The organism is Rhodococcus sp. 14-2470-1a, from assembly GCF_002259425.1.
In the GTDB taxonomy this organism is placed as follows: domain Bacteria; phylum Actinomycetota; class Actinomycetes; order Mycobacteriales; family Mycobacteriaceae; genus Rhodococcoides; species Rhodococcoides fascians_E.
The window spans coordinates 36,525-49,390 of sequence record NZ_NPFZ01000016.1; the positions used below are offsets into that span (position 1 = coordinate 36,525).

The window sequence follows — 12,866 nt, forward strand, 5'->3', positions numbered from 1 at the left end:
ACGTTGTCTGAACAACACGTAAATTAACAAGCAGGCATGCTTGCTTTTTACGCGGTGTGGTGTGAAGCTGTTCCCATGGCCGACCTCGACTCGATCATCGATGACCTCCGCGCCGAGGGTGACGACCTCGACGCCCTGGTCAGCGACCTGACCGACCAACAATGGTCGACGCTCACGCCCGCCGAGGGCTGGACCGTCGCCCATCAGATAGGTCATCTGTCCTGGACGGACAATGTCGCCGAGCGCACGACGTCGGGTGCCGCAGGAGACGATCGCGCCAAAGCCGAGTTCGACATCGTTCTGAAGCAGGCATGGTCCGATCCGACCGGTTTCGTCGACGTCGCGGCCGAGGAGGAAGCGCGGCGGCCCGACCTGCTCGAAACCTGGCGCTCACGTCGTCACGCAATGACGGATGCCCTCGCGACGGTGCCCGCCGGAGTGAAGATTCCGTGGTTCGGACCGCCGATGAGCGCGGCCTCGATGGCGACGGCACGACTGATGGAGACGTGGGCACACGGACAGGACGTCGCCGACGCACTCGGCGTCCGCCGCGAGCCCACCGAGCGCATCAGAGGCGTCGCGCACATCGGAGTCAGAACCCGCGACTTCGCGTACGCCGTCAACCAACAGACCCCGCCGACCGAGCCGTTCCGGGTCGAGCTGACCTCCCCCTTGGGTGAGCTCTGGACCTGGGGCCCCGGTGACGCGTCTCAGCGCGTCACCGGCTCGGCGGCGGACTTCTGCCTGCTCGTCACTCAGCGCGCCCATCGCGACGACCTCGACGTCCACGCCGAGGGCGCCGACGCCCAGCACTGGCTCACCATCGCCCAAGCCTTCGCAGGCCCTCCAGGACCAGGACGATCCCAGAAATGAGTACCCCCCACGTCAGAATCGGCAACTGTTCCGGTTTCTACGGTGACCGACTCTCCGCGATGCGGGAGATGCTCGAAGGTGGTGAACTCGACTACCTCACCGGCGACTACCTCGCCGAACTCACGATGCTCATCCTCGGCCGCGATCGCATGAAGGACGCATCCCGCGGATACGCCAAAACCTTTCTCCGCCAGGCAGAGGACTGCCTCGGTCTCGCTCTCGACAGGGGCGTGAAGATCGTCGCGAACGCCGGCGGACTCAACCCGAAAGGCCTCGCCGACGCGCTGACCCAGCTCGACTCCGGTGCGAAGATCGCGTACGTCGACGGCGACGATCTCCTGTCCCGCGCGGACGAGCTCGGCCTGGGTAGCCCTCTCACCGCCAACGCGTACCTCGGCGCGTGGGGAATCGTCGAAGCGCTGAAGTCCGGCGCCGACGTCGTCGTCACCGGCCGCGTCACCGACGCCTCGGTCATCGTCGGCCCCGCGGCGTACCACTTCGGTTGGAACAGAACCGACTACGACGCTCTGGCCGGTGCCGTGGTGGCCGGTCACGTCATCGAGTGCGGCACCCAGGCGACCGGTGGCAACTACTCGTTCTTCACCGAGATCGCCGACATGGGACGTCCCGGGTTCCCGATCGCCGAGATCCATGCCGACGGATCGTCGGTCATCACCAAGCACGACGGCACCGGCGGCGCAGTCAGCGTCGGAACCGTCACCGCGCAGTTGCTCTACGAAATCACCGGCGGGCGATACGCGAACCCCGACGTCACAGCTCGTATCGACACCGCTGTACTGACTCAAGAGTCCAGCGACCGCGTCAGGATCTCCCAGGTGAAGGGCGAGGCCCCGCCGCCCACGCTGAAGGTCTCGCTCAACTCGCTCGGCGGATTCCGCAACGAGTTCACCCTCGTTCTGACCGGTCTCGACATCGACGCGAAAGCCGAACTCGCGCAGAAGCAATTCGAATCCTGGCTGCCGACCAGACCCAAGGAACTCGAATGGACGCTGGTGCGGACCGACAAGCCCGACGCGCCCACCGAGGAAACCGCAAGCGCGCTCCTGAGGTGCGTGGCCCGCGACAGTGATCCGAACATCGTCGGCCGCCAGTTCTCATCGGTAGCAGTGGAGCTCGCTCTCGCCAGCTATCCCGGCTTCTCGTTGACCGCGCCGCCCGGACACGGTGCGCCGTTCGGTGTCTTCACCGCCGGATACGTCGATGCAGGCGAGGTACCGCACACGGTCACCCTCGCCGACGGCACCCGGGTCGACATTCCACCGGCCACCGACACTGAAGTACTCGAACCGCTCCCGGAGCCCGAACTTCCACCGAAACGACCTGGCGAGTCGACGATCACAGTGCCACTCGGTACCGTCGCCGCCGCACGAAGCGGCGACAAAGGCGGCAACGCGAACGTCGGAGTGTGGGTGCGCAGCGACGACGAATTCGCCTGGCTGGCCCACGCTCTCACCGTCGAAGAACTGAAGTCGCTGCTCCCCGAAGCCGCAGACCTCACCGTCACCCGGCATGTGCTGCCGCACCTCAAGGCCCTCAACTTCGTCATCGAAGGCATCCTCGGCCAAGGCGTCGCATCGCAGGCACGATTCGATCCACAGGCCAAGGGGTTGGGCGAATGGCTCAGGTCCCGGCACATCGCCATTCCCGAAACTCTCGTATTCCAAGGACAGATATGACCGTGTGGACCACGCCGGAGCGTGAACAGCTCCGCAAGACCGTGCGCAGTTTCGTCGAACAGGACATCCTGCCGCACTTGAACCAGTGGGAGTCGGACGGTGAACTCCCACGCGATCTCCACCGTAAAGCTGCGGCTCTCGGTCTCATCGGAGCGGGCTTTCCCGAGGAGGTCGGCGGCGACGGGGGAGACCTCGCCGACGCTGTGGTCATCTGCGAGGAAATGCACCAGGCAGGCGCGTCGGGAGGACTCTTCGCTTCGCTGTTCACCAGCGGAATTGCGTTGCCGCACTTGGTGGCCGCGGGTGATCCGGACCAGATCGAGAAGTGGGTACGCCCTACCCTCGCAGGCGAGAAGATCGGATCGCTCGCGATCACCGAACCGGGCGGCGGATCCGACGTCGGACATCTGCGGACGAGGGCCGTCAAGGACGGCGATCATTACGTCATCAACGGTGCGAAGACGTACATCACGTCGGGGTGCCGCGCAGATTTCGTGGTGACGGCGGTCCGCACCGGCGGTGACGGCGCCGGAGGGGTCTCGCTTCTGGTCGTGGAGAAGGGCACGCCTGGATTCGAGGTGACGAGCAAGCTGGACAAGATGGGCTGGCGGGCGTCGGACACGGCAGAGCTCTCCTTCGTCGACGCCCGGGTGCCCGTGAGCAATCTGGTGGGCGCGGAGAACACGGGCTTCGCGCAGATCGCGCAGGCGTTCCTGACCGAACGCATCGCGCTCGCCGCGCAGGCCTATTCGAGCGCTCAGCGGTGCCTCGACTTGACGCTGCAGTGGGTCCGTGACCGCGAGACGTTCGGAAAGCCGCTCATCAAGCGGCAATCCGTACAGAACACCGTGACCGAAATGGCCCGCAAGATCGACATCGCGCGGGTCTACACCCGCAGCATCGTCGAACGGTCCATGACCGAGAACAACGACTTCATCGCCGAAGTGTGCTTCGCCAAGAACACTGCCGTCGAATCCGGCGAATGGGTCGCGAACCAGGCCGTCCAGTTGTTCGGCGGTCTCGGCTACATGCGGGAGAGCGAAGTCGAACGTCAATACCGCGACATGCGCATCCTCGGTATCGGCGGAGGCACCACCGAAATTCTCACCGGACTGGCTGCAAAACGATTGGGGTACCAGGCATGAGCGTGCTGAAGTCCACCCTCGACACCGCGTCGGAACAATTCACCGGCGCCGCCGAGGCGATGAACACCAAGCTTGCGGAGATCGACGTCGAGCACGGTAAAGCGCTTCTCGGTGGCGGTGAGAAATACGTCGAGCGGCACCGCAAGCGCGGCAAACTCCTGGCGCGTGAACGAATAGAACTACTGATCGACGAGGACTCGGCGTTCCTCGAGCTGTGCCCACTTGCCGCGTGGGGCAGCGACTTTCCTGTCGGTGCGAGCACGGTTATGGGCATCGGCGTCGTCAGCGGTGTCGAATGCCTCATCGTCGCCAACGATCCGACGGTGCGCGGCGGTGCCAGCAACCCGTGGACCCTCAAGAAGGGTTTCCGGGCCAACGACATCGCGACGCAGAACCGGTTGCCGGTCATCTCCCTCGTCGAGTCCGGTGGTGCCGACCTGCCGACTCAGAAGGAGGTGTTCATTCCAGGCGGACGCATGTTCCGTGACCTGACGCAGTTGTCCGCCAAAGGCATTCCGACGATTGCCTTGGTCTTCGGCAACTCCACGGCCGGCGGCGCCTACATTCCCGGCATGTCGGATCACGTCGTCATGATCAAGGAACGCTCCAAGGTGTTCCTGGCCGGACCGCCACTGGTCAAGATGGCGACCGGTGAGGACTCCGACGACGAATCCCTCGGCGGCGCCGAGATGCATGCCCGCAAGTCCGGTCTCGCCGACTACTTCGCGGTCGACGAGCAGGACGCCATCCGCATCGGTCGCAGCATCGTCAAGAGACTCAACTGGAAGAAGAGGGGCCCGGAGCCGCGAGCAGAGGTCATCGAACCGCTCGCCGATCCCGAGGACCTGCTCGGCATCGTGCCCACCGACCTGAAGATTCCGTTCGATCCCCGTGAGGTCATCGCACGCATCGTCGACGGCAGCGATTTCGACGAGTTCAAGCCGATGTACGGCGGGTCGCTGGTGACCGGCTGGGCCGAACTGCACGGCTACCCCATCGGCATCCTCGCCAACGCACGTGGCGTCCTGTTCAGCGAGGAATCGCAGAAGGCAACCCAGTTCATTCAACTTGCCAATCGATCGAACACGCCGTTGTTGTTCCTGCACAACACCACCGGCTACATGGTCGGAAAGGAGTACGAGGAAGGCGGCATGATCAAACACGGCTCGATGATGATCAACGCCGTCTCGAACTCCAAGGTCCCACACATCTCGATTCTGCTCGGAGCGTCGTACGGCGCCGGCCACTACGGCATGTGCGGCCGCGCCTTCGATCCCCGGTTCCTCTTCGCGTGGCCCAGCAGCAAATCCGCTGTCATGGGCGGAGCCCAACTTGCGGGCGTCATTTCCATCGTCGGACGGGCAGCAGCGGAAGCCCGCGGCCAAGCATTCGACGAGGAAGCCGACGCAGGCCTGCGCGCGATGATCGAGAACCAGATCGAAGCCGAGTCGCTGCCGATGTTTCTCTCCGGACGCCTCTACGACGACGGCGTCATCGACCCCCGTGACACCCGAACGGTGGTGGGAATGTGCCTGTCGGCTATTGCCACCGCCCCGATCGAAGGCACCGAGAACTTCGGCGTCTTCCGGATGTGAAGCGCAGATGACAAACCAATCTGGTCACTCCGCAGGCTCCGCTCCTGCCACTTCGGTACTCGTCGCCAACCGCGGTGAAATCGCCCGCCGTGTCTTCGCTACCTGCCGCGCCGAAGGCATCGACACCGTCGCAGTCTTCTCCGACGCCGACGCGAACTCCCCGCACGTCCGGGAAGCCGACGTCGCGGTCAACCTGCCGGGGAACTCGCCCGGCGAGACGTACCTGCGCGGTGAACTCGTCATCGCAGCAGCCGTACAAGCAGGCGCCGACGCAGTCCACCCCGGCTACGGATTTCTCTCCGAGAACGCCGAATTCGCCCAGCAGGTCCAGAACGCCGGACTGACGTGGATCGGACCACCCGTCAAAGCCATCGAACTCATGGGCTCGAAGGTGGAGTCCAAAGCGATGATGGCCGACGCCGGGGTGCCGGTCCTGACCCGACTCGATCCGTCGCAGATCACCGAGGACGAACTGCCGGTGCTCGTCAAGGCGTCGGCGGGCGGTGGTGGACGCGGCATGCGTATCGTCCGCGATCTGAAGGACCTGCAGCGGGAAATCGAGACGGCAGGGCGAGAAGCTCTTTCGGCCTTCGGCGACGGAACGGTGTTCGTCGAGCGGTACATCGAAACCGGCCGACACATCGAAGTTCAGGTCATGGCCGACCGCCACGGCACCGTGTGGACGGTCGGAGAACGCGAGTGCTCCATCCAGCGTCGGCACCAGAAGGTGGTCGAGGAGGCGCCCTCACCGCTCGTCGAACGTATCGACGGGATGCGCGAGAGGTTGTTCGACGCCGCCAGACTCGCCACCGAGGCCATCGGGTACGAGGGCGCAGGTACCGTCGAGTTCCTCGCCGACGAGAAGGGCAACTTCTTCTTCCTCGAGATGAACACCCGTTTGCAGGTGGAGCATCCCGTCACCGAATGTACGACGGGCCTCGACCTGGTTGCGTTGCAGATCAGCGTGGCGTCGGGCGAACCTCTCCCGGCCCATCAGCCGGCGACGCGGGGGCACTCCATCGAAGTTCGGCTGTACGCCGAGGATCCCAGTCAGGACTGGCAGCCCCAGAGCGGGCCGGTGCACACGTTCGACATCCCCGGCGAGCGGTTCTCCGTGCTGAACAAATCCGGAATTCGTGTGGATTCCGGCGTCGAAACAGGGTCACACGTGGGCACCTTCTACGACCCCATGCTCGCGAAGGTGATCTCGTTCGCGCCCACCCGAGAGCAGGCCGCGAATCTGCTGGCGAAGTCGCTGCAGAAAGCCACGATTCACGGGCTTGTCACCAACCGAGATCTGCTCGTCAACGTCCTGCAGCACCCGGCATTCCTCGCCGGTGACACCGATACGGCGTTCTTCGACACCCACGGTCTGGACATCCTGGCGCAGCCGATCGCTCAGGGACGTGCAGTGCGGCTGTCGGCACTGGCAGCCGCACTGGCCGACGCCGCCCACAACCGGGCCTCGGCTCGCGTGAACAAGGGGCTCCCCAGCGGCTGGCGCAACCTCCCGTCGCAACCGCAGCGAAAGCAGTACGGGGATGAGATTGTCGAATACACCCTCGGGCGCTACGGCCTGAAGACCGATCTCGACGGCGTCGCGCTGATCGAGAACACTCCGAATCGAGTGGTGCTGGACGACAACAAGCTTCGTCGAACGTTCCACGTCGCGCGGTATGGGCCGGATGTCTTCATCGACTCCTCGCTCGGTCCGGTGCGGCTGGCCAAGGCGCCGCGATTCGTCGATCCCACCGAGGAGGTCGCAGCCGGATCGTTGCTCGCTCCGATGCCGGGCAGCGTCGTCAGAGTGGCTGCAGCGCAGGGTGACACCGTCACGGCCGGGCAACCGATCCTGTGGCTCGAAGCAATGAAAATGGAACACACCGTCACTGCGCCGGCCGACGGCGTGCTTACCGAACTGAACGTTTCCGAAGGCCAGCAAGTCGAGGTCGGCGCCGTCCTAGCAGTCTTAACAGCAGGAGTGGAGCCCGCGGAATGACCATTTTCGACAGGAGTGGAGCCCGCGGAATGACCATTTCAACAGGAGTGGAGCCCGCGGAATGACCATTTCAAAAGGAGAATCATGAGTTTCATCGAAACCGAAGAGCAGAAGGGACTGCGGACCTCGGTCTCCTCGCTCGGCAAGCGCTACAACTACATCGACTACGTGCTGCCGAAGGCTCGCAAGGGTGAACCCCTCAGCGAATTGTGGAACGAGGCAGGCAAACTCGGATTCCTCGGCGTGAACCTGCCCGAGGAGTACGGCGGCGGAGGCGCAGGAATCTACGAACTCGCCCTCGTGCAGGAGGAACTCGCGGCACACGGGGCGGGGTTGCTGCTGGTCGTCGTCAGCCCGGCGATCTGCGGCACCATCATCGGGAAGTACGGCACGGCGGATCAGAAGCAGACGTGGCTCACCGCTCTCGCCGACGGTTCGAAGATCATGGCCTTCGGCATCACCGAACCCGACGCCGGATCCAACTCGCACCAGATCACCACGACCGCCAGGCGAGACCGGTCCGGGGCGAGCGAAGCGACGGGGAATGACGCAGACTGGATCCTCAAGGGCAGCAAGATCTACATCTCCGGCGTCGACCAGGCCGACGCGGTGTTGATCGTCGCTCGCACCGAAGATTCCAAGACCGGCAAGCTGAAGCCGGCGCTGTTCATCGTTCCCACCGACTCCGAGGGCTTCCAGAAGACTCGGATGGAGATGGACATCATCGAGCCGGATCATCAGTTCACGTTGTTCCTCGACGACGTCCGGCTCCCGGCAGAGGCCCTCGTCGGTGAGGCCGACGCCGCGCTGATGCAGCTGTTCGCCGGTCTGAATCCCGAGCGCATTCTCGGCGCGGCGATGGCCGTCGGGATGGGTAGGTACGCACTCGACGCGGCGGTGAAATACGCCAACGAGCGCACAGTGTGGAAGGCGCCCATCGGGGCGCACCAGGGGATTTCGCATCCGCTGGCGCAGGTCAAGATCGAACTCGAGCTCGCCAAGCTGATGATGCAGAAAGCGGCCGTTCTTTACGACTCCGGCGACGATTTCGGTGCTGCCGAGGCCGCCAACATGGCCAAGTACGCGGCCGCGGAAGCGAGTATCAAAGCGCTCGATCAGGCCATCCAGACCCACGGCGGGGCGGGCTTGACCGAGGAATACGGTCTCGCCGCGATGCTCGGTGCAGCGCGGATCGCGAGGGTGGCGCCGGTCAGCCGGGAGATGATCCTCAACTTCGTCTCCCAACACTCCCTCGGACTACCCAGGTCGTACTGATGGCAGTTCAGGTAAATACAGCCGACGCAGTCACCACCCTCACTCTCGACACCCCGCACAACAGGAACGCCCTGTCCACGGCCCTCGTCGACGAACTGACGGCAGGGCTGCACGATGCGGGCGAGGATCCCGACGTTCGGGCAATCGTCCTCACTCACACCGGTGGAACGTTCTGCGCGGGGGCCGACCTCACCGAAGCCGGCGGAACCGTCGAAGGACGCACGGCGCAGATGCTCGGACTGCTTCGTACACTCCTCAAGACCCCGAAGCCCGTCGTCGGACAGATCGACGGCCACGTGCGCGCGGGAGGCATGGGGCTTGTCGGTGCATGCGACATCGTCGTCGCGGGACCGAACTCCACATTCGCGCTGACGGAGGCCCGCCTGGGTCTGGCCCCGTCCATCGTGTCGCTGACGCTGTTGCCTCGGATGAACTCCCGCGCGGCAGGCCGCTACTTCGTCACCGGTGAGAAGTTCGGCTCCCACGAGGCCGAGGCCATCGGCCTGATCAGCGAGGCCGCAGCCGACCCGGCATCCACCGTCGGAGACATTCTCGAGGCTCTCCGGAAAGGATCCCCGCAGGGCCTCGCCGAGTCGAAGCGGCTCACGACGTCGGCGATTCTGGCGGACTTCGACGCTCACGGAACCGACTTGTCGGACCGTTCTGCGAGGCTGTTTGCATCCGAGGAAGCGCGAGAGGGGATGATGTCCTTCTTGGAGAAGCGACCGCCCAGGTGGGTGGCCTCGCGAGTGGCGCCCGCGGAATGAGCGGGCCGGTGCAGAAGTAGGGAGAAGCAGGACCGATGGTGACGGCGCGGGAACCCAAGCAGGATCGAAGTAGGGCGACGCGTCAGCGGCTGTTGGAGTCCACTATCGACTCGCTCGCCGAGCAGGGATGGGGCCCGACGACGGTGGGCGTCGTCGCGGCGCGAGCAGGAGTCTCCCGCGGGGCGACCCAGCACCATTTTCCCACCCGAGAAGACCTGATCACCGCGGCGTTGGACTACATGTTCGACACCCGAATGGACGACGCACGCCGTGAATCCGCGGCGCTGCCACACGGCCCGGCCCGCACCGAACGCGTCGTCGAGCGGCTCGTCGAGTACTACACCGGTTCCGTCTTCAAAGCGGCCCTGCAGGTGTGGACCGCTGCCGCCGCGGACCCGGACATGCGGGCGAGGGTGCTGCCGCTCGAGGAGAAGTTCGGTCGAGTTGCCCACCGCATGGCCGTCGACCAACTCGGCGCCGACGACAGCGACCCGCAGACACACCGGCTCGTGCAGGCGACCCTCGACCTCGCACGTGGGCTCGGCCTCGCCGACGTCCTGAGCGACGACTCACGCCGACGCAGCGAAATCGTCAAAGCATGGGCAGGCGTCCTCGACGCAAGCCTGAAGATCGACCACGCCACCACCGCGGCCGGGTAGGCGAGCGCTCGATCTGCGACGGTGCCCGGTTCGTGGTTCGCTCTCACCGTGAGTCGGATACGCAGTGCACCTGAAAAACACAGTGCACCTGAAAAACACAGTGCAACTGAAATACATCGGGGCCATGTTTTCCACATCGCCGGATCTCCGACGGTGACCGCTGCTGCGGACGCGTTGGTCTCCATACCCGACGGTGCCCTGGTGGTCGACGACGGTGTCATCACCTATTCGGGACCGTTCGACGCGGTCACGGTCGGGGGCGGCACCGTCGTCGACCATCGTCCTGGTTTTCTTCTTCCCGGGTTCATCGACACTCACGTGCATTTCCCGCAGACGTTCGCCGGGGACGCCTACGGCGGCGGGCAGCTGCTCGAGTGGTTGAACACCTGCATCTTCCCGTCGGAATCGATGTTCGAGGACCCGGAGTTCGCGGCGGAGGCGGCGGCCGCGTTCTGCGATCGACGTATCGCGGCCGGTACGACGCAGGCCATGGTGTTCGGGTCGGCGTTCCCGCACGCGCAGGACGCATTGTTCGAGGAGACCCTTCGTAGAGGACTGCGCGTCGTCAGCGGCAGGGGAGTGCAGACGACGGGCCCCGATTCGGCGAAGGCACTCGTGACCACCGAACAGGACGCAGTACGGCTGGTGTCGGAGGAGATCGAGAAGTGGCATGCCGCCGACACCGGTGACGTCGACACCGCTCTGCTGCACGTCGCCGTCGTTCCACGGTTCTCTCTGTCGGTGACCACGGAGACGCTGAGGAACCTCGGCGAGCTGTACGACTCCGTGCGGGACCGCGGCGTCTACTTCCACACCCACCTCAACGAGAACAACAGGCCCGGTACGGGCGAGATCGCAACGACGCTCGAGACCTACCAGGTCGACTCGTACCTCGATACCTACGACGGCAAGTTCCTCCCCGGCTCGGTGGTCGGTGGCAAGAGCTTCCTCGGCAAGCGGACGATTCTCGCCCACGCCGTGCACTGCCAGGACGACGAGCTCGCACGGATGGCGGAGACGGGCACGTCCATCGCGCACTGCCCGACATCGCAGCAATTCCTCGGGTCGGGCACCATGCCATGGAACCGAACCGTGGCCGCAGGGGTGAACATCGCCCTCGGTTCCGATTACGGAGGCGGTGACGAGTTCCTTCTCTCTCGCGTGCTCGGCGACGCGTACAAGGTGCACATCTCCGAACCCGGAGACGCGGGCGTGTCCCTGCATCCCGCCGAGCTGCTCTTCACCGGCACCCTGGCCGGGGCGCGGGCGCTCGACATGGAGGACCGCATCGGCAACCTCGACGTGGGCAAGGAAGCCGATTTCATCGTCGTCGATCCGGCGAAGTGGCAGCCCCTCGACGATCTGATTCGTCGTGGCATCCGTTCCGTCGACCCGGACATGGCTCGCGACCAGACTCTGTTCGCCCTGCTCATGGCGATGCGCGAGCCTGCGATCACGGAGGTCTACGTGCGGGGTCGACGCGTCGACTCCATCTGATCGGTGTCGGTCGGACTGGGTAGGGTCTGAAGACCATGCGGCGGACGGTGATTCTCCTGGGTGTGCTGTCTGCCGTTCTGGCCGGATGCGGAACGGGTGACGACGCCTCGCCGCAGCAGAACTCCACGTCCGCGTCGCCGGGGGAGGCCGGTCCGTTCTTCGGGCAGTGCGGTTCGGTGAACGACGACGAAGTTCTGAGTACCTTCGCCGTGCCGGCATTCACGACGATCACCAGGAATTCGGTGGGGTGCGAATGGGAGGTCGCGGGCAGCACCGGCCCTTCGGTGAGTTTCTCCTGGTACCGCGGCAGCCCCATCGATCGGGAGCGGTCCGGGTCCGAGCTGATCGGTCGACCCGCCGACGACATCGAGATCGACGGGAACCCTGGTTTCTCCGCGGCCACGGACAACTACCTGTGCGAGGTCGGGGTCCAGTTCGGGAAGGATTTCATGCACTGGTCGGTTACGTACGGTGACCAGCCGCCGTCGTCCGATCCGTGCGACGTCGCCACTCGATTGGCAACCCTCACCGTGGAGCGCGCGCAGTGAAACGGCTGTGGATGTCCGCGCTCGTCGTGTTGCTGGCGGGATGCAGCACGACGGTTCAGGGCACCGCGACACCCGAAACGTTCGACAGCGGCGGCGACACGGAGTTCCGAGATCTCCTGACCGAATGCGACGCCGTCGCCGACGATCGAATCGCCGCGACGGTGGGTGGCGACGCCATCGCTCGCGGTTTCTTCGGGGCGATCTGCCGGTGGGACGTGGCCGGTCCCAACGGCATCGTGAAGGTGACGTTCAACTGGTTCGAGAACGGCTCGCTCGACGCCGAGCGAGAGGCCAACGAGAAGATGATGTACCTGGTCCAGGACATAACCGTGCAGGGCCGCAAGGCAATTCGAACCCAGCCGCCGAACGAGCCGACGTCCTGCGGTGTCACGGCCGGGTCTCCGGACTCCGGAGTGGTCGGATGGTGGGTGCAGTACCTGCCTGGATCGGGCGCGCCTGATCCGTGTGAGGCTGCGACGACGCTGATGGATCTGACGATCAATCTGAGTCGGTAGCACGGCGGGGCCCGTTTTGACCCGAAGGCGCGCCGCCGGGTATCGTTATGGGTCGTGTCCGGCCTGGCCGGTCCGTCTGTGTGCCTATGCGAGGTACAGCCGTGCTCATGTTCAGTTCCGAGCGTGCGATGCGGCTGCCGTGTGGGGGTATGCGACACACCCGACCGCGGGGTGCAAGAGACCCGCGGTATGCAGTACAAGAACGACAGTAGTACGGGTGAGGAGCAGTGTTCTCTTGCTCCAACTGCTAGATCCCTGGGTCTTTCGAGAAGAAGACTCGCGACACAAAGAAAGCC

Annotated in this window: 11 protein-coding genes; all 11 read left to right on the forward strand. The window is 64.8% G+C overall.

Annotated elements, in window-relative coordinates; all coding sequences use genetic code 11:
* The first annotated feature begins 75 nt into the window (after positions 1–75).
* Positions 76–873 carry a TIGR03084 family metal-binding protein gene (locus CH292_RS08425; protein WP_019665503.1) on the forward strand — a complete coding sequence of 266 codons (798 nt, stop codon included), beginning with the start codon at positions 76–78 and terminating at the stop codon, positions 871–873.
* On the forward strand, positions 870–2,570 hold the full coding sequence (locus tag CH292_RS08430) for an acyclic terpene utilization AtuA family protein (RefSeq protein WP_094654484.1): 1,701 nt from the start codon (positions 870–872) through the stop codon (positions 2,568–2,570). Before CH292_RS08425 ends, CH292_RS08430 begins: the two co-directional genes overlap by 4 nt.
* On the forward strand, positions 2,567–3,715 hold the full coding sequence (locus CH292_RS08435; protein ID WP_094654485.1) for an acyl-CoA dehydrogenase family protein: 1,149 nt from the start codon (positions 2,567–2,569) through the stop codon (positions 3,713–3,715). The genes CH292_RS08430 and CH292_RS08435 overlap by 4 nt, the downstream gene beginning before the upstream one ends.
* A complete protein-coding gene (locus tag CH292_RS08440) occupies positions 3,712–5,310 on the forward strand; it encodes an acyl-CoA carboxylase subunit beta (protein ID WP_094654486.1) in 1,599 nt (532 codons plus the stop codon). Before CH292_RS08435 ends, CH292_RS08440 begins: the two co-directional genes overlap by 4 nt.
* 7 nt (positions 5,311–5,317) lie before the next feature.
* Positions 5,318–7,309 (forward strand): biotin carboxylase N-terminal domain-containing protein, encoded by a 1,992-nt coding sequence (locus tag CH292_RS08445; protein WP_094654487.1) that lies wholly within the window; start codon positions 5,318–5,320, stop codon positions 7,307–7,309.
* An 84-nt stretch (positions 7,310–7,393) separates the two neighbouring features.
* Entirely contained in the window at positions 7,394–8,584 is a 1,191-nt protein-coding gene (locus CH292_RS08450) for an acyl-CoA dehydrogenase family protein (RefSeq protein WP_094654488.1), read from the forward strand.
* Positions 8,584–9,351: an enoyl-CoA hydratase family protein gene (locus CH292_RS08455; protein ID WP_094654489.1), complete on the forward strand. Its 768-nt coding sequence runs from the start codon at positions 8,584–8,586 to the stop codon at positions 9,349–9,351. The genes CH292_RS08450 and CH292_RS08455 overlap by 1 nt, the downstream gene beginning before the upstream one ends.
* Positions 9,352–9,386: 35 nt before the next feature.
* Positions 9,387–10,010: a TetR/AcrR family transcriptional regulator gene (locus CH292_RS08460; RefSeq protein ID WP_026347861.1), complete on the forward strand. Its 624-nt coding sequence runs from the start codon at positions 9,387–9,389 to the stop codon at positions 10,008–10,010.
* Between the two features lie 153 nt (positions 10,011–10,163).
* Entirely contained in the window at positions 10,164–11,507 is a 1,344-nt protein-coding gene (locus CH292_RS08465; RefSeq protein WP_256977981.1) for an amidohydrolase family protein, read from the forward strand.
* A 35-nt stretch (positions 11,508–11,542) separates the two neighbouring features.
* On the forward strand, positions 11,543–12,055 hold the full coding sequence (locus CH292_RS08470; RefSeq protein ID WP_094654490.1) for a DUF3558 domain-containing protein: 513 nt from the start codon (positions 11,543–11,545) through the stop codon (positions 12,053–12,055).
* The gene (locus tag CH292_RS08475) at positions 12,052–12,570 is read left to right on the forward strand and encodes a DUF3558 domain-containing protein (protein WP_033190197.1); all 519 of its coding nucleotides are present in this window, start codon (positions 12,052–12,054) and stop codon (positions 12,568–12,570) included. Before CH292_RS08470 ends, CH292_RS08475 begins: the two co-directional genes overlap by 4 nt.
* The last annotated feature ends 296 nt before the right edge of the window (positions 12,571–12,866 follow it).

What these genes read in the sequence shown, in the direction of transcription:
- CH292_RS08425 (WP_019665503.1), top strand. Translation starts at nt 76, where the DNA reads ATGGCCGACCTCGACTCGATCATCGATGACCTCCGCGCCGAGGGTGAC.
- CH292_RS08430 (WP_094654484.1), top strand. Translation starts at nt 870, where the DNA reads ATGAGTACCCCCCACGTCAGAATCGGCAACTGTTCCGGTTTCTACGGT.
- CH292_RS08435 (WP_094654485.1), top strand. Translation starts at nt 2,567, where the DNA reads ATGACCGTGTGGACCACGCCGGAGCGTGAACAGCTCCGCAAGACCGTG.
- CH292_RS08440 (WP_094654486.1), top strand. Translation starts at nt 3,712, where the DNA reads ATGAGCGTGCTGAAGTCCACCCTCGACACCGCGTCGGAACAATTCACC.
- CH292_RS08445 (WP_094654487.1), top strand. Translation starts at nt 5,318, where the DNA reads ATGACAAACCAATCTGGTCACTCCGCAGGCTCCGCTCCTGCCACTTCG.
- CH292_RS08450 (WP_094654488.1), top strand. Translation starts at nt 7,394, where the DNA reads ATGAGTTTCATCGAAACCGAAGAGCAGAAGGGACTGCGGACCTCGGTC.
- CH292_RS08455 (WP_094654489.1), top strand. Translation starts at nt 8,584, where the DNA reads ATGGCAGTTCAGGTAAATACAGCCGACGCAGTCACCACCCTCACTCTC.
- CH292_RS08460 (WP_026347861.1), top strand. Translation starts at nt 9,387, where the DNA reads ATGGTGACGGCGCGGGAACCCAAGCAGGATCGAAGTAGGGCGACGCGT.
- CH292_RS08470 (WP_094654490.1), top strand. Translation starts at nt 11,543, where the DNA reads ATGCGGCGGACGGTGATTCTCCTGGGTGTGCTGTCTGCCGTTCTGGCC.